This window comes from Stenotrophomonas sp. STEN009 (assembly GCF_056760395.1).
Genome location: NZ_JBRRES010000013.1, coordinates 23,811 through 39,710, shown reverse-complemented (window position 1 = coordinate 39,710; position 15,900 = coordinate 23,811). Strand labels below are relative to the sequence as shown.

The window sequence follows — 15,900 nt, the reverse complement described above, 5'->3', positions numbered from 1 at the left end:
GCCGGGCATGGCCCGGCGCTACCGTAAACGAAAACGGCCCGCTTGCGCGGGCCGTTCCGTCAATCACGCTTCGACTTCATCGTCCTTGTAGGCGTCGACCGGGATGCAGGCGCACATCACGTTCTTGTCGCCGTAGACGTTGTCGACGCGGGCCACCGGCGGCCAGTACTTCTGCAGCTTCAGGCTGGGCAGCGGGAAGGCGGCCAGCTCGCGCGGGTAGGCGTGGGTCCACTCGCTGGCCGTCACCGCGGTGGCGGTGTGCGGCGCGTTCTTCAGCGGATTGTCCTCGCGGTCCAGGCGTCCATCCTCGATCGCACGGATTTCCTCGCGGATCTGGATCATGGCATCGATGAAGCGGTCCAGCTCATGCAGCGACTCGCTTTCGGTGGGCTCGACCATCAGCGTGCCGGCTACCGGGAAGCTCAGCGTCGGCGCGTGGAAGCCGAAGTCGATCAGGCGCTTGGCCACGTCCTCGGCGCCGATGCCGCTGCTCTTCTCCAGCGGGCGCACATCGAGGATGCACTCATGCGCCACCAGGCCGTTGCGGCCGGTGTACAGCGTCCTGAAGTGCGGCGCCAGGCGCTTGGCGATGTAGTTGGCATTGAGCTGCGCGACCTGGGTCGCCTTGCGCAGGCCCTCGCGGCCCATCATCGCGATGTACATCCAGCTGATCGGCAGGATCGAGGCGCTGCCGAAGCTGGCGGCGCTGACCATGCCGACGGGGCCGTTGTCACCCAGCTTACCCGGCAGGAACGGGGCCAGGTGCGCCTTGACCGCGCACGGGCCGACGCCCGGGCCGCCGCCGCCGTGCGGGATGCAGAAGGTCTTGTGCAGGTTCAGGTGGGAAACGTCCGAACCCCACTTGCCCGGCTTGGCCACGCCGACCAGGGCGTTCATGTTGGCACCGTCGGTGTACACCTGGCCGCCGTGCTTGTGGATGATCTCGCAGATCTCTACCACCTCCTCCTCGAACACGCCGTGCGTGGACGGGTAGGTCATCATGATCGCGGCCAGGCGGTCGCTGTACTTCTCGGCGTTGAGGCGGATGTCCTCGACATCGACGTTGCCGTTGGCATCGGTCTTGGTGACCACCACCTTCATGCCGCACATCTGTGCCGAGGCCGGGTTGGTACCGTGGGCCGAATCCGGAATCAGGCAGATGTCGCGATGCTCCTCACCACGCGAGCGGTGGTAGGCGCGGATCGCCAGCAGGCCGGCGTACTCGCCCTGTGCACCCGAGTTCGGCTGCAGGCTGACCGCATCGTAGCCGGTGCATTCGACCAGCATCGCTTCCAGCGACTCGATCAGTTCCTTGTAGCCCAGCGCCTGGTCGGCCGGCACCAGCGGATGGATCTGCGAGAACTCCGGCCAGGTCACCGGGATCATCTCGGCGGTGGCGTTGAGCTTCATGGTGCACGAGCCCAGCGGGATCATCGTGCGGTCCATCGCCAGGTCCTTGTCGGCCAGTGAGCGCAGGTAGCGCAGCAGTTCGTGCTCGCTGTGGTGCGTGTTGAACACCGGATGGGTCAGGAACGCGGACTGGCGCAGCAGCCCGGCCGGCAGCGCGTCGGCGGTGCTGGCATCCAGCGCATCCACATCGGCTTGGGCACCGAAGACGGCGGCCAGCGCAACCACATCGGCGCGGGTGGCGGTCTCGTCCAGGCTGATGCCGACCGAGTCGCTGTCGATCGCGCGCAGGTTGTAGCCGGCGGCGCGCGCCTTGGCGTGGATCTCATCGGCGTGCACACCGGTGACGTGCAGGGTGTCGAAGAAGTCGCCAGCAACCTGCACGCCGGCCTTGCGCAGTGCGGCGGCCAGGATCGCGGCCAGGCGGTGCGTGCGGCGGGCGATGCGGGTCAGGCCTTCCGGACCGTGGTAGACGGCGTACATCGAGGCCATCACCGCCAGCAGGACCTGTGCGGTACAGATGTTGGAGGTGGCCTTCTCGCGGCGGATATGCTGCTCGCGGGTCTGCAGGGTCAGGCGGTAGGCCGGGTTGCCCTGCGCATCGATCGAGACGCCGATCAGGCGGCCGGGCATCGAGCGCTTGTAGGCATCGCGGCAGGCCATGAACGCCGCGTGCGGGCCACCGAAGCCGAACGGCACGCCGAAACGCTGGCTGTTGCCGACCACGATGTCCGCGCCCCATTCGCCCGGTGCGGCGAGCAGGGTCAGCGCCAGCAGATCGGTGGCCACGGCGACCAGGCCGCCGCGTGCATGCACGGCCTCGACCAGTGCCCGGTAGTCGGCCACCTGGCCGAACGTATCCGGGTACTGCAGCAGCACGCCGAAGCTGTCCGCTTCCAGCGCTTCGGCCGGGGTGCCGACGCGCAGCACGATGCCCATGGGCTCGGCGCGGGTGCGCAGCAGCTCCAGGGTCTGCGGGTGCACGGCATCGTGCACGAAGAAGGTGTCCGACTTCGACTTGGCGGAACGCTTGGCCAGGGTCATCGCTTCGGCCGCTGCGGTGGCTTCGTCCAGCAGCGAGGCGTTGGCGATCTCCATGCCGGTCAGGTCGGCGCACAAGGTCTGGAAGTTGATCAGCGCTTCCATGCGGCCCTGCGAGATCTCTGCCTGGTACGGGGTGTAGGCGGTGTACCAGGCCGGGTTTTCCAGGATGTTGCGCAGGATCACGTTCGGCGTGTGGGTGCCGTAATACCCCTGGCCGATGAAGCTGCGCAGCACGGTGTTCTTGTCGGCGATCGCGCGGATCTTCGCCAGCGCCTCCACTTCGGTGATCGACTCCGGCAGCGCCAGCGCTGCCGGCGACTTGATCTTGGCCGGCACAATGGCATCGGTCATCGCATCCAGCGACGCGTGGCCGACGACGTCGAGCATCTGCGCGATCTCGGCGTCATTGGGGCCGATATGGCGCTCGACGAACGCACTGTGGTGCTCGAGCTCACGCAGGGAAGGGGTGTTCTGGGACATGGCGAAGGATCCGTCAGGAAAGGGCACACGCACGGGCACAAGCCGCCGGATGGCGGGCTGCGGGGCGCCCCTCTGTCCTTTTGCCTGAGAGTTTGGAAGCGCGGCTGGCCGCAGCTTCGTGCCCCTTCGGCGCCGGATCGAACCGGTCTCTCCAGAGTTGTGTTGCGGGTGGTATCGGGCCTGAGCGATTACGGGCGTTGCGCCTTCGGCAGCGGTGTTCCGCTTCTCCCACCGTGTTGCCCGCCGATTATAGCCGGTTATGGCCTGCTGCCGGGGCCGCCCGGGCAGGGCCGGCGCCTGAATGGCCGATGGCCCGGGGCGTGCGTTTTGTGCGGTGCTGCATGGCATCGGGCGCATTCCCCGCCTATCATGGGCGGATACCCGAATTCATCTGGCGCCGTCCCTGCTGCAGCGGGACCGGCGCCCGCCGTGCGTGCCGCGCATGGCCTTGCCGGACACCGTTCACATGACCGCCGCTGTTGCTCCGTCCACCCGTCGCATGGCCCTGCTGCTCGCGGGCCTGGCCATGTTCGGCCCGTTCTCCATCGACACCATTTTCCCGGCCTTCCCGCAGCTGGCCCAGCGCCTGGCGGTGGATGAGGTGGCCGTCCAGCAGACCATCAGCGTCTACCTGCTGTTCTATGGCCTGATGAGCCTGGCGCACGGGCCGCTGTCCGATGCCTGGGGCCGCAAGCGGGTGATCCTCGGTGGCCTGGTGGTATTTGCCGGGGCCTCGGTCGGCTGCGCGCTGTCCACTGACCTGCCGACCCTGCTGGCGTTCCGCGCGCTGCAGGGCCTGTCGGCGGGCGTGGGCATGATCGTCGGCCGCGCGGTGATCCGTGACCTGTACCACGGCCATGACGCCCAGCGGTTGATGAGCCAGGTCTCGATGCTGTTCGGCATCGCGCCGGCCATCGCCCCGATCATCGGTGGCTGGATTCTGCTCAGCGGTGCCGGCTGGCCGCTGATCTTCTGGTTCCTCGTGGTGTTCTCGCTGGTGCTGCTGGTGGCCACCGCGCGCTTCCTGCCGGAAACGCATCCGCCGGAGGCGCGGGTACCGCTGTCGCCGCGCGCACTGCTGCGTGACTATGTGCGCATCGGCTTCAACCCGCGTTTCCTGCGCCTGGCACTGGCCGGCAGCATCGGCTTCGGCGGCATTTTCCTGTACATCGCGTCCGCGCCGGTGTTCGTGATGCAGCACCTGCATCTGGGCGAAGGCGACTTCGCCTGGCTGTTCATTCCCACCATCGGTGGCATGACGGCCGGCGCGTTCCTGTCCGGGCGCATGGCCGGGCACACCACGCCGACCCGGCAGGTGACCATCGGCTTCTCCCTGTGCGCGCTGTCGACACTGCTCAACGTCGGCTACGTGGTGCTGGCGCCGCAGTTCGCGCTGCCGTGGGCGGTACTGCCCATTTTCCTGGGCGGCATGGGCATGGCGCTGATCTTCCCGATCCTGGCGCTGGCCGTGCTCGACATGTATCCGCACCAGCGCGGCCTGGCCTCGTCGCTGCAGGCCTTCGCGCAGCTGATGGTCAGCACCGTGGTGGCCGGCGTCGTGTCGCCCCTGCTCAGTGCCAGCCCGCTGCATCTGGCGCTGGGCCAGGCCGGCTTCTTCGCCGCCGGGTTTGTGTTCTGGTACTGGGAGCATCTGCGCGAGCGCACCGCCCAGGCGGCCTGCACGGAGGCGTGAGCCCACGGCGGCGACGGCTCGCGGGCTGCGTCGCGGCGCGCGCCAGGCGACGTGAAGCGGCGCAACGGCCGGGGTGCGCTATCCTTGCGCCCCCCACGCAGCGGTAGCGCCCATGTCCATCTCCTCCAAGATCCGCCGCGACCAGCGCCGCCGCAAGGAAGCGCAGGCCGCCAGCCGCGCCGCTGCGCAGGCTTCGCCCGTGGAGCCGCACGCCGAGCTGCGCGACCCGCAGCGCACCCTGCTGGCCGGTATCGTCCGGCGCGACGGCGAGTGGGTACTGGGCATGGATGGCCGCATTGCCGGGCAGACCCACAGCGCGGCACACGTGCTGGCGATGATCATGCAGGCGGGCGAGCTGCATGAGCGCAGCGGCACCCCGGTGCGACTGATGTATTCCGACGCGCTGCGCGACGCCGCGCAGGCCGAAGCGCAGGCACAAGGGCAGACGTTCGAGGAATTCAAATCCGCGCTGGCCGCGCAGCTGGCCGCGAAGAAGGGGTAGCGGCCGGGCCCGCCCCCCCGGCGCGGCGGGGGGGGGAAAAACCCCCCCCCGGGGCCCCGCCCCCCCCCGCCCAACAGCGGGGGGGGGGCGCGGCGCCCCCCCCCGGGCCCCCCCCCCCCCCCCCCCCCCCCCCCCCCCCCCCCCGCAACCAAGGGGGCGGACCCGCGCGCACCCCCCCCTTTTCTCATTTCGCCACCGGGGCCGCAGCGCTGGCCTGCCAGCCGCACATCTGGCCTTCGTTCTGCTGCTTGAGCCACTCATTGACCGGGCTGAAGTACTCGATCATCGGGCCGGCATCCAGCTTGTCGGTGCCGGTCAGCTCCTTCAGCGTGGCCTGCCACGGCTGGCTGGCGCCCTTGCTGAGCATCGCCCAGTACTTCTGGCCGGCTTCCTTGTTGCCGTAGAAGGTGCACTCGTGCAGCGGGCCCTTGTAACCCGATGCATCGCACAGGCCCTTGTAGAACTGGAACTGCAGGATGCGGGCGAGGAAGTAGCGGGTGTACGGCGTATTGCCCGGCACGTGGTACTTCGCGCCCGGATCGAAGAACTCCTCGCCGCGGGTGCTGGCCGGGGCAACGCCCTGGTATTTGGCCTTCAGATCCCACCATGCCTTGTTGTAGTTGTCGGCGGTGATCGATCCGTCAAACACGCCCCAGCGCCAGCGGTCGATCATCAGGCCGAAGGGCAGGAATGAAACGCCCGACAGTGCCATGCGCATCTGCGCGTTGATCACGGCCTCGCGGCTTTCCTGCGGTGCGTCAACCAGGCCGATCGAGTTCAGGTACTTGGGCGTCATCGCCAGCACGATCGTGTCGCCGATTGCTTCGTGGAAGCCATCGTTGGCGCCGCCCTGGAACAGGGGCGGCAACGGGTTGTAGGCCAGGTCGTAGTAGATGTGGCCCAGCTCGTGATAGATGGTGGTGAAGTTCTCTTCGTTCGGCTTGATGCACATCTTGGTGCGCACATCGCCTTCCATGTTCATGTCCCAGGCGCTGGCGTGGCAGACCACGTCACGGTCGTCAGGCTTGATGAACTGGGTCTTGTCCCAGTACGACTGCGGCAGCGAGGGCATGCCCAGCGACACGTAGAAATCCTGTGCGCGCTCGGTCATCTGTTTCGCGGTACGCAGTTCGGCTTCGCGCTGTGCCCTGTACTGGCCCGCGACGCTGGCATCCCTGCCAGCCTTGGCCAGCGCAGCACTCAGGTTGGTCTGGTACTGCTTTTCCAGTGCGGCGGTGATGTCCAGGCTTCCGGCACCGGGATAGGGCTCCAGCTGGTCCCACAGGTTGGACCAGTCCTGCTGCCACATGTTGCCCAGCAGGTGCGCGGCGATCAGGCCATTGCCCACCTCGGCCTTGTCCTTGCCGTAGGTCTTGTCCAGCTTGCCGCGCGCGTAGCAGTGCAGCTGCTCGTACATCGGCTTGACCTGCTCCCACAGGCGGTCGGTTTCCGGCCCGATCTGCTCCGGCGGCATGTCATAGCCGCTGCGCCACATCTGCCCGGCATCGGTGAAGCCCATGCCCTTGGCACCTTCGTTCACCAGGCTGACGAACTTCTGGTAGTCGCCACGCATGTTCCGCGTGGTGCTGTGCCAGCCCTGCCAGGCGTCAAGCTGCGCGTCGTAGTCGCGGCTGCGTGCCAGCACCTGTTCCAGTTCCCCCAGCTGGCGGCAGGAGGCCGGGTCGTTGGCATCGGTGCAGTACTTGCCGGCACCGTAGCTGCCCTCCATGCGGGTGGCGATCTGGGTCAGCTCGGCCAGCTTGACCGGGTCGCGCGGTGCCGGCATCGAGGACATCAGCTTCAGCAGATGGATCGCACGCTTGCTGTCTGCGCTCATCGGCTGGCCCTCGAACTTCGCGGCCTGCTCGATCCAGCTGTTGAGCTGGGTCAGTGAACGCTCGTTGGCCTTGGCCGCGATGCGCTCCGAATCGCTGTTGATGTAGGTGGAAGACAGCCACTGCGCCGAGGTCATCTCCGGATAGGCAGCCTTGTATTCGGCATTGATGCGGGCAACGAACTGGTCGGCGGTCTCGCCGGCCGGTGCGCTGCTGCCGGCGGTCTCGGCGCCGGGGGACGCTTCCTTCTTGCAGGCAGCCAGGGCCAGCGTGGCGGCGGCGACAGCAGCGGCCAGCAGGAGATGACGGTGTTTCACGGGCGGTCCTTGGGTGGTGAACGACGGCCGAAGGCTAGTGGGCGCGCGTGCCCACCGCAAGTGTGGAAGGTTGGTGGGGTTCGGCAGGGCTTGCAGCCCTGCACCCGCAGAAGCAACTGCGACGGCAACGGCCGGAGCAAAAGCGGGTTTCCTGTGAGTTGGCGGGGTGGGGCCGGTTGCGGGGGACGCCGTAAATACGTCCCTGTAGGCTCGGTCGCGCCATCCATGGCGCTCACGCCCCCGCAACCGGACCCACCCCGCCTTCGACAGTTGGCCGCGATCTGTCGGAAATACTCTCGGGGTCGGATCCGTTTTCCGCAGGGAAACGGATCTGACCCCGGAATTTCACCTACCAACAGCGGAGTGAACCCGCCATCCCACGGAATGCCGCTTCGGCTTTTGACGTTGACGTTGCCTTGGCTTCTGCGAGTGCAGGGCTGCAAGCCCTTCCGCCCCGCCCCTCAGCTCTCGCAGCCGGCAAACACGTCGCGATCGCGCTCGTACAGCGCCGTCCTCACCTGCATCAGGCCCAGCACCGACGGGAACAGGTTGTCGTGGTCGGTATACGCTGCCGAACGCTTGCGCACGCATTGCAGGTCCAGCCCGCGACTGCTGGCGAAGCCCGGCGAGAACCACATCGTCATCGGTACGCGGGTCTGCTCGGCCGGGGCGATCGCATAGGGCACGCCGTGCAGGTACAGGCCCTTCTCACCCAGCGATTCGCCATGGTCGGACAGGTAGATCATCGCCGTGTCGTAGTCCTGCATGCCCTGCAGCGTGCCGATGGTCTTGCTCAGGAAATGATCGGTGTACAGCACGGCATTGTCATAGCTGTTGGTGATCTCTTCACGTGAGCACCGGCCGATGTCACGGGTGTCGCAGGTTGGCTTGAAGCGGGCAAAGGCGGCCGGATAGCGCTCGAAATACGCCGGGCCATGGTTGCCCAGCTGGTGCAGCACGACCACGCGGTCGCCGGGCCTGGCACGCACCTGGGTGGCCAGGTCCTGCAGCAGGATCTCGTCCATGCAGCGGCCGTCGGCGCACAGGCCCGGGGTGGTCGCATCGGACAGCGACTGGAAGTCCAGTCCTTCGCACACGCCTTTGCAGCCGGACTGGTTGTCACGCCACAGCGGTGCGATGCCGGCACGGTTCAGTACGTGCAGCAGCGACTGGTGCGCGCGGATCTTCTTCTCGTCGTAGTCGTGGCGTCCCCATGGCGAGAACAGGCAGGGCAGCGAAACTTCGGTGCTGGTGCCGCAGGAGTGCATGTCGGGGAAGTTGATCACCGGTGCCTGGGCCAGTTCCGGCGTGGTATTGCGGCCGCCGTTGAGGCCCCAGTTCTGTGCACGCACGGTCTCGCCCATCACGATTACCAGCAGCCGCGGTTTGCTCGCCGGAGCGCGTGGGGTGGCCTTGGCGTCGGTGCCGATCGGCAGTTTCGGCGCGCGCTGCACCGGGTTGTCGCCGCGCAGTGCACGTGGAAGACCCAGCAGCACGTTGGCCGGGGTGGCGAGGTAACGCACTTCACGCTGGTTGCGCATCAGTGCGGAGACGTCCTGGAACGAGATCAGTGCACCGCCAACAGCGGTCACCGCAGCCACCGCCAGGAAGCCCAGGCGCCACAGCAGGCTGCGCCCCCAGCTGCGCCGCTGCAGCTGCACCCGCCACACCAGCACCATCGGCAGTGCCGCCAGCAGCAGTACCGGCCACAGCAGCGAGACCGTCATCAGTTCGCGGCTTTCCTTCGGATCGGTCGCCAGCACGTTGCGCAGCATGTCCGCATCCAGATAGATGTGGTAACGGCTCATGTAGTGGGCGGCGAAGGCCGTTACCAGCAGCAGCGCGCTGATCACCACCTTGGCGTTCCAGCGCCAGACCAGCAGGCCCAGCAGCAGGCCATGCGTGCCGAGCAGCAACAGCAGCAGCGACACCGCGTAGCGCAGGCTCTCCGGGTGGCTGGCCATCGCGCTGCGCCAGAACAGGCCGTTGCCGGCCAGGGCGAAGAACAGGCTGGTCAGCGCGATCAACGCCTCGGTGGACAGCTGTGGCCGCCAGCTGCGCAGTCCGGCCAGCGATGGCACACGGAGCGAGCGTTGAACCGAAGCATTCATGCGTTCGCCTCCAGGCGGTTGGTGCGGTCCAGGTGATGGCGGACCAGAACGTACAGCCCCAGTGACAGCAGCCAGCACAGCAGGGCTGTGGCAAGGTCATGCGACAGAAAATGTGCACCCCGCAGCTGCTGGCTGATGCCGAACAGCAGCCCGCTGCCCAAGCCCAGTGCCAGGCCGGTCCAGCGCCAGGCAGGACGCCACAGCAGGGCGAAAAAGTACAGGCTCAGCCAGGCATAGCCGGCACTGGCATGGCCGGCGGGAAAGCACGCGGTCATCGGCATGTCGGCCGGACGATGGCTGAAAAGCCCGATATAAGGCTGGTGGCCGCCGTAGCGCAGCAGATCCCACGGGCAGTCCATCGGCACCAGCGACTTCAGCAGCGACACGCCGCCGGTTCCCAGCGCCAGGGCAATTACGACATAAAGCAGCGCCCATCGCAGGGTGCGATCACGTCCGCGGCGCCAGTGGTGAAAGCTCAGCAGTATCACCACCAGCGCCGCGGCGGTGCTGAACCACTTGCCGCCCCGGTGCACCAGCGAGCGGGTGAACCACGCGTCCTGCAGTGCCCAGCGGCCGCCCTCCAACCGGAACAGGTGGTCAGCCAGCCACTGATCGGCTCCCCCCTCCATGAACACGGCGAACAGGGGCAGCACGATGAGCAGTGGAAGCCACAGGTGGGTCACGGCGAACCGCGATGCCAGCGTGGAGTAGGCCGAAGCAACCCCGGAGACGGGAGGACGGACGGACATGCAGGAAAACACCGTGACGATGAACCGGCGCCATGCTCGTCAGGTTGATGTCGGAGAAGGGTCGGACCTGCGTTCGGGCCGGGTTAACCGCCGGCCCGCGTGGGGGATGATTCAGTCTTCTTCTTCGTTGGCGCCGGCCCGCTCGGCGTGGCAGCCGGCATCCCAGGCAGTGCCGGGCACCAGCTGCCAGCGGTTGCGGTTGGCGACGCCGATGTCGATCACCTGGGCGGCATCCACGCAGGGACTCATGGCCTTGTCGAGTACCAGCAGCCAGCGCCGGTCGGGTGCTTCGGCCAGCCAGGGGCCGGCGTCGTGCCACTGTTCAGGCCAGGGCCGCTTGAAGCCGAACTCGCGCACGGCGCGGTCGGCCTGCAGCAGGTTCTGTTCGCGCCAGGCCACCAGTGCCAGTTCGGCATCGGGGCCGATCCTCGCGCCGACCCGGCGCATCAGCGCCGACGACGAGGCGTAGGGGTCGAGCGCCGGAATCAGCACCAGGCCGTACAGCATCCACAGCAGGCCGTGGGTGAGCAGTACCAGGGTGGCGGCGCGCCGCACGCGCAACCACACGGCCAGGGTAGCCACGGCGATCGCGAACGTCAGCAGGCCGTCGCCCAGCACCGGCAGCAGGGTGTCGGGCATCGCACGCCGCTGCAGCTGCGCCTGCGCCCAGTGACTTTCGGTGAGCAGCATCACGCCCAGCACGGCGGTTGCCAGCATCAGCACCAGGCTGTAACCGAACAGATACCGGCGCACGCACAGCCTGCGCAGCAGGCCGGGCAGCAGGGGCGCGGCGGCAAGGGCCACGGCAGGCAGCATCGGCAGCAGGTAGACCTCGCGCTTGCCGGGGCTGGCGCTGAAGAACACCAGCACCAGCAGCGCCCACCCCAGCAGCAGCCACTGCCGGCGGTCGCCACGGCGCAGGCGCCGCCACCACGGGCGGGCCAGCACCGGCAGCAACAGGGCACCCGGCAGCCACAGTGTCAGGATCACCTGCAGGTAGTACCAGACCGGCTGCCGGTGGTGCCAGGCGTTGGCATAGCGGGTGCCGGTCTGCTTGAACAGCAGTTCATGCGCATAGGACTGCAGCGAGGCACTGGGTTCGTGCAGCAGGGCCCAGCCCAGCGGGGCGAGCCAGACGGCCACGCCGAGCAGGAATGCAGGGATCAGCCACAGCAGGGTCGCCGGGTGCGGACCCTCGATCCGACGGCCGCGGCGATGCTGGTACAGCCACCAGCCGAACCAGGGCAGCACCATCAGCAGCGGCAGGAAACCTACGCCTTTGGTCACCGTGCCCAGGCCGGCGGCAAAGCCGGCCAGCCACAGCGCCGGCACGTTGCGTCGCTCGCACAGATGCCGCAGCAGGCCCCACAGGGCCAGCGTCGTCATCCCGACCAGCACCATATCGATCTGCGCACGCTTGGCCATCAGGCCGAACTGCAGGGTGCAGAACAGGGCGCCGATGGCATAGAGGGAGTGGCGCGGCGACCACAGTCGGCGTGCCAGATCCGACACCAACCACAGACTGAGCAGGGCCCCCAGCAGCGAAGGCAGCAGGAACGACCACTGCCAGCTGCCTACCACTTCGTAGGCCGCCGCCTGCAGCCACATGAACACCGGCGGCTTCTCCGCATACAGCTCGCTGCCACGGTGCGGCAGCAGCCACTCCCCGCTTTCCACCATGGTCCTGGCGGCCAGTACGAAGCGGGGTTCGTCCGGTGGCTGCGGTTGGCGCATGCCGATGCCGGCAGCCAGCGCCGCGATGATCAACAGCCAGAGCAGGGGCAGGCGCCAACGGCGGGGCAGGGCTACGGGCACGGCAGGCTCCGGGAGCAAAACGGCCATTTTGAGGCGGCGGGGGTGGGAAAAGCGTCGGAGTATCGCCGGGGCGACCTCATTCCGACATGCGTGGCGCTACCATGGTACGAACTTCCGTGGAACTTTCATGCATGCGCCTGTTGGTGATCGAGGACAACCGGCAGCTGGTGGCCAATCTGTTCGACTACTTCGAGTCGCGCGGTCATGTGCTGGATGTGGCTCCCGATGGCATCACCGGCCTGCATCTGGCGGGCAGCCATCCCTATGACGCGGTGATCCTGGACTGGATGCTGCCCCGGATGGAGGGGCCGGAAGTGCTGCGCCGCCTGCGTGCCGAGCATGGCTCGGAGGTGCCGGTGATCATGCTGACCGCACGCGACGAACTGCCGGACAAGATTGCCGGCTTCCGTGCCGGCGCCGATGACTACCTGACCAAGCCGTTCGCGTTGCCGGAGCTGGAAGTGCGGCTGGAGGCCCTGCTGCTGCGGGCACAGGGGCGCAACCCCCGCAAGCGGCTGCAGGTGGGTGATCTGGTGCTGGACCTGGCGACCCTGGAGGCGCAGCGCGCCGGACAGGTCCTGCATCTGTATCCGGCCTGCCGCAAGCTGCTGGAAGTGCTGATGCGCGCCAGCCCCGGCGCGGTCACCCGCCAGCAGCTCGAATTCGCCCTGTGGGGCGACGAGCCACCGGACGGCGACCTGCTGCGCTCGCATGTCTACGAACTGCGCCGCAGCGTGGATGGACCGTTCGTGGACAAGCTGATCCACACGCTGCCGCGGGTCGGCTACCGGTTGGCCCTGCCCACCGCCGCCGAGGCCGGCAGGAATGACGATGAAGGTGCGTAGACCCGGCCCGCTGTACCGCCGCGTGCTGTGGTGGCTGCTGGGCTACCTGGCACTGCTTTCGCTGGCGGTGTTCAGCGTAGGCAACTATGTGCACGAGCACGCCGAACACGCCGCCTGGCGCGCGCTGCTCAACTCCGAACTGGACAGCATCGTCGAGCATGTCGAGCACGAGCCACACTATCGATGGCAGGACTCGGACACGCTCAGCCTGTACCGTTTCGACGCGGTGAACCTGCCTGACAGCCTGCGCACCCTGCATCCCGGCCTGCATGACGGGGTGATGGTGAAGGACCGCGAAACGGCGGTCATGGTGCGTGATACGGACTCGATGGGGCGCGTTGCGCTGGTGCTGGACATCTCCGACTTCCACGACCTTGAGCAGTTCGCCACGCGGTGGGTGATGCTGGCCGGGGTGATCATGATCTTCGTCACCGTGCTGATGGCGTCCTTCGGCATGGAGCGCATGGTGCGTCCGCTCAGCCTCCTGGCGCAGCGCATCGGCGCGTTGCGGCCGGGCGCGCAGGGCCAGCGCATCGATGTCGACCCGCGTGGCAGTTCCGAGCTGCACACCATCGCCGATGCGTTGAATGACTACCTCGAACGCAACGAGCAGTTCGTTGAACGCGAGCGGGTGTTCATCAGCACTGCCAGCCATGAGCTGCGCACCCCGATTGCGGTGATGACCGGCGCCGCCGAGCTGGCCCTGGAGCAGCCGGGCCTGCCGGACCGTGCCCGGCAGCAGATCCAGCGCGTGCTGCGCACCGCGCAGGGCGTGGAGCAGCTGATCGAACTGCTGCTGGTGCTTGCGCGCGATCCGGCGCGGCTGGCGGCGCGTGCCGAGCGCATCGCACTGGACCAGCTGCTGCCGGACATCGTCGAGCATCATCGCCATCTGCTGGGCGACAAGGACCTGAGCATCGGTATCCAGGCCGCGCCGGTGGACATCGTTGCCCCGCTGGCGGTGGTGCAGGCGGCGATCGGCAACCTGTTGCGCAACGCGATCGAGAACAGCGGCCGCGGGCACATCGAACTGCGCCTGAGCGCTTCGGCGGTGCTGACCCTGCAGGACCCGGGGCATGGCATGAGCCCGGAGGAGATCGCTGCGATCCACGCACGCATGGCTCGGGGAGAGCGTGTCGATCGTGGCGGGATCGGCCTGGACCTGATCGCGCGCCTGTGCGAGCACCTTGGCTGGACCCTGCAGCTGCAGCCCTGCGAGCCGCGCGGGACGCAAGCCACGCTGGATTTCGGTGCTTCGCGCCCCGGCGGATGATCGCAGTCGCGGGGTCAGACCTTCGGCCGCGGCACATGCTGGTCGACCAGGATCACGTTGCCGTCCGGATCCATCAGTTGCAGGAAGGCGGGGCCTTCACTGTCGGGATCGGCCCGGACCTGCAGCGCGATACCCTGCGCATCCAGCGCTGCCTGCAGTTCGCGGACGTCCTGGAAACGCGGCAGTTCCTGCTTGTGCTGGTCCCAGCCCGGGTTGAAGGTCAGCAGGTTGCCTTCAAACATGCCCTGGAACAGGCCGATGACGACACCGTTGTTGCGCAGTACCAGCCAGTTCTGCGTCGCATCGCCGCCGGTGACCGAGAAGCCCAGCGCCTCATAGAACGCGCGGGAGGCGGCCAGGTCCTTGACCGAAAGGCTGACCGAGAAGGCACCCAGTTGCATGGACACGCTCCGTTTCGGGAAAGGCGAGGCCGGCACTGCAGCATGACCCGCCGTGAAGAGGGTGTTAATCTCGACCCGCGCCGCCTTATGCGGCGCTTTTTTTTCCGCTCTTTCGATCGACAGAGGATCCCATGCCGACCGAACCCGCTACTGCCCTTATCAACAACGACATCGTTGGCCTGGGCCTGATTGCCGCCACCCTGGCCCTGATCTTCTGGGCCGCCAGTGGTCCCACCCCGCTGCTGAAGAAGATCTTCGCCTGGGTGCCGGCCCTGCTGCTGTGTTACTTCATCCCGGCCATCTACAACACCGCCGGTGTCATCGATGGCCACAACACGTCGCTGTACAACCCGGTCGCACGCGATGTGCTGCTGCCTGCCGCGCTGGTCCTGCTGACCCTGTCGATCGACCTCAAAGGGGTCATCAAGCTCGGCCCGAAGCTGCTGCTCGTGTTCTGTGCCGGTACCGCCGGCATCATGCTCGGCGCCATCGTCTCGTTCCAGGTGATGAAGCTGATCCACCCGGAAACCGTGGCTGGTGATACCTGGGCCGGCATGGCCGCACTGGCCGGCAGCTGGATCGGCGGTGGCGCCAACATGGTCGCCATGCGCGAGATCTTCGGTACCGATGCCACGACCTTCGGGCAGTTCGCCGTGGTCGATGTGGCCTGCGCCAGCCTGTGGATGGCGATCCTGCTGTTCCTGGCCAACCGCGCGCAGCAGATCGACACGCGCAACGGTGCCGACACCCGTGCCATCGACGAGATGAAGGCGCGCATCAGCGCCTATGAAGCGCAGAACGCACGTATTCCCAGCATGACCGACCTGATGGTGATCGTCGGCGTTGCCCTGGGCGGTGTCGGCCTGGCGCACGCGATCGCCGCGCCGCTGTCGGGCTGGTTCAAGGCCAACGTGAGCTGGGCCAGCCAGTTCAGCCTGGACAGCCAGTTCGTCTGGGTGATCCTGCTGTCCACCGCGATGGGCCTGAGCCTGAGTTTCACCCGCGCACGTCGTCTGGAAGCGGCGGGTGCCTCGCGCCTGGGCACGGTGTTCCTGTACTTCCTGATCGCCTGCATCGGCATGCAGATGAACCTGCTGTCGCTGCTGGATCGGCCGTGGCTGTTCCTGCTCGGCGCGATCTGGATGGCAACCCACGTGCTGGTGCTGTGGGCCGTGGCCAAGCTGGTCCGCGCACCACTGTTCTTCTTCGCCATTGGTTCGCAGGGCAACATCGGTGCGGCGGCATCGGCCCCGGTGGTGGCTGCGGCCTTCCATCCGACACTGGCACCGGTCGGCGTGCTGCTCGGCACGGTGGGCTATGCCACCGGCACCGGGCTGGCCTATGTCACCGGCCTGATCCTGAAGTGGATGGCCAACGGCTGAGCGCGGGTCGCGCTCTGCGCCTCCCTGCAACGGGCGCCGGGTTTCA

The 15,900-nt window shown here is 67.5% G+C and carries 11 protein-coding genes and 1 riboswitch; of the genes, 5 read left to right on the top strand and 6 right to left on the bottom strand.

The annotated features are described in order from the left end of the window. Positions 1-63 precede the first annotated feature (63 nt). Positions 64-2,931: an aminomethyl-transferring glycine dehydrogenase gene (gene gcvP, locus ACVOMM_RS08205; RefSeq protein WP_065174824.1), complete on the bottom strand. Its 2,868-nt coding sequence runs from the start codon at positions 2,929-2,931 to the stop codon at positions 64-66. Positions 2,932-2,993: 62 nt separating this feature from the next. Continuing rightward, a riboswitch (glycine riboswitch) is annotated at positions 2,994-3,096 on the bottom strand. Between the two features lie 301 nt (positions 3,097-3,397). On the opposite strand from gcvP, the gene ACVOMM_RS08200 reads away from it, so the two are divergent. Continuing rightward, on the top strand, positions 3,398-4,624 hold the full coding sequence (locus ACVOMM_RS08200; RefSeq protein ID WP_481526111.1) for a multidrug effflux MFS transporter: 1,227 nt from the start codon (positions 3,398-3,400) through the stop codon (positions 4,622-4,624). Positions 4,625-4,736: 112 nt separating this feature from the next. Continuing rightward, entirely contained in the window at positions 4,737-5,126 is a 390-nt protein-coding gene (locus tag ACVOMM_RS08195; protein WP_128988008.1) for a hypothetical protein, read from the top strand. Positions 5,127-5,310: 184 nt separating this feature from the next. Here ACVOMM_RS08195 and ACVOMM_RS08190 read toward each other — a convergent pair whose 3' ends face one another. From ACVOMM_RS08190 to ACVOMM_RS08175, 4 genes are all read right to left on the bottom strand, one after another. Beyond that, the gene (locus ACVOMM_RS08190; protein ID WP_460255920.1) at positions 5,311-7,278 is read right to left on the bottom strand and encodes a M2 family metallopeptidase; all 1,968 of its coding nucleotides are present in this window, start codon (positions 7,276-7,278) and stop codon (positions 5,311-5,313) included. A 461-nt stretch (positions 7,279-7,739) separates the two neighbouring features. Then, complete coding sequence (locus ACVOMM_RS08185) at positions 7,740-9,389, bottom strand: phosphoethanolamine transferase (RefSeq protein ID WP_065182654.1); 1,650 nt, start codon at positions 9,387-9,389, stop codon at positions 7,740-7,742. Then, positions 9,386-10,138 carry a phosphatase PAP2 family protein gene (locus tag ACVOMM_RS08180; RefSeq protein WP_193396925.1) on the bottom strand — a complete coding sequence of 251 codons (753 nt, stop codon included), beginning with the start codon at positions 10,136-10,138 and terminating at the stop codon, positions 9,386-9,388. Before ACVOMM_RS08180 ends, ACVOMM_RS08185 begins: the two co-directional genes overlap by 4 nt. A 111-nt stretch (positions 10,139-10,249) precedes the next feature. After that, complete coding sequence (locus ACVOMM_RS08175) at positions 10,250-11,953, bottom strand: ArnT family glycosyltransferase (protein WP_065182656.1); 1,704 nt, start codon at positions 11,951-11,953, stop codon at positions 10,250-10,252. Between the two features lie 131 nt (positions 11,954-12,084). Between ACVOMM_RS08175 and ACVOMM_RS08170 the strand changes: the two genes are divergently transcribed. Further along, complete coding sequence (locus ACVOMM_RS08170; RefSeq protein WP_065174831.1) at positions 12,085-12,798, top strand: response regulator transcription factor; 714 nt, start codon at positions 12,085-12,087, stop codon at positions 12,796-12,798. Continuing rightward, positions 12,785-14,071, top strand: a complete 1,287-nt coding sequence (locus ACVOMM_RS08165) for a sensor histidine kinase (RefSeq protein WP_065174832.1) — start codon at positions 12,785-12,787, stop codon at positions 14,069-14,071. Before ACVOMM_RS08170 ends, ACVOMM_RS08165 begins: the two co-directional genes overlap by 14 nt. 14 nt (positions 14,072-14,085) lie before the next feature. On the opposite strand, the gene ACVOMM_RS08160 is transcribed toward ACVOMM_RS08165, so the two are convergent. Next, on the bottom strand, positions 14,086-14,472 hold the full coding sequence (locus ACVOMM_RS08160) for a VOC family protein (protein WP_065182657.1): 387 nt from the start codon (positions 14,470-14,472) through the stop codon (positions 14,086-14,088). A 131-nt stretch (positions 14,473-14,603) separates the two neighbouring features. On the opposite strand from ACVOMM_RS08160, the gene ACVOMM_RS08155 reads away from it, so the two are divergent. Next, on the top strand, positions 14,604-15,854 hold the full coding sequence (locus ACVOMM_RS08155) for a DUF819 family protein (RefSeq protein ID WP_481526110.1): 1,251 nt from the start codon (positions 14,604-14,606) through the stop codon (positions 15,852-15,854). Positions 15,855-15,900: the final 46 nt, after the last annotated feature.

Bases quoted from the DNA above. Each gene is read 5' to 3' on its own strand.
- ACVOMM_RS08195 (WP_128988008.1), top strand. From the start codon at position 4,737: ATGTCCATCTCCTCCAAGATCCGCCGCGACCAGCGCCGCCGCAAGGAA.
- ACVOMM_RS08165 (WP_065174832.1), top strand. From the start codon at position 12,785: ATGAAGGTGCGTAGACCCGGCCCGCTGTACCGCCGCGTGCTGTGGTGG.
- ACVOMM_RS08170 (WP_065174831.1), top strand. From the start codon at position 12,085: ATGCGCCTGTTGGTGATCGAGGACAACCGGCAGCTGGTGGCCAATCTG.
- ACVOMM_RS08180 (WP_193396925.1), bottom strand. From the start codon at position 10,138: ATGTCCGTCCGTCCTCCCGTCTCCGGGGTTGCTTCGGCCTACTCCACG.
- ACVOMM_RS08155 (WP_481526110.1), top strand. From the start codon at position 14,604: ATGCCGACCGAACCCGCTACTGCCCTTATCAACAACGACATCGTTGGC.
- ACVOMM_RS08160 (WP_065182657.1), bottom strand. From the start codon at position 14,472: ATGCAACTGGGTGCCTTCTCGGTCAGCCTTTCGGTCAAGGACCTGGCC.
- gcvP (WP_065174824.1), bottom strand. From the start codon at position 2,931: ATGTCCCAGAACACCCCTTCCCTGCGTGAGCTCGAGCACCACAGTGCG.
- ACVOMM_RS08200 (WP_481526111.1), top strand. From the start codon at position 3,398: ATGACCGCCGCTGTTGCTCCGTCCACCCGTCGCATGGCCCTGCTGCTC.
- ACVOMM_RS08185 (WP_065182654.1), bottom strand. From the start codon at position 9,389: ATGAATGCTTCGGTTCAACGCTCGCTCCGTGTGCCATCGCTGGCCGGA.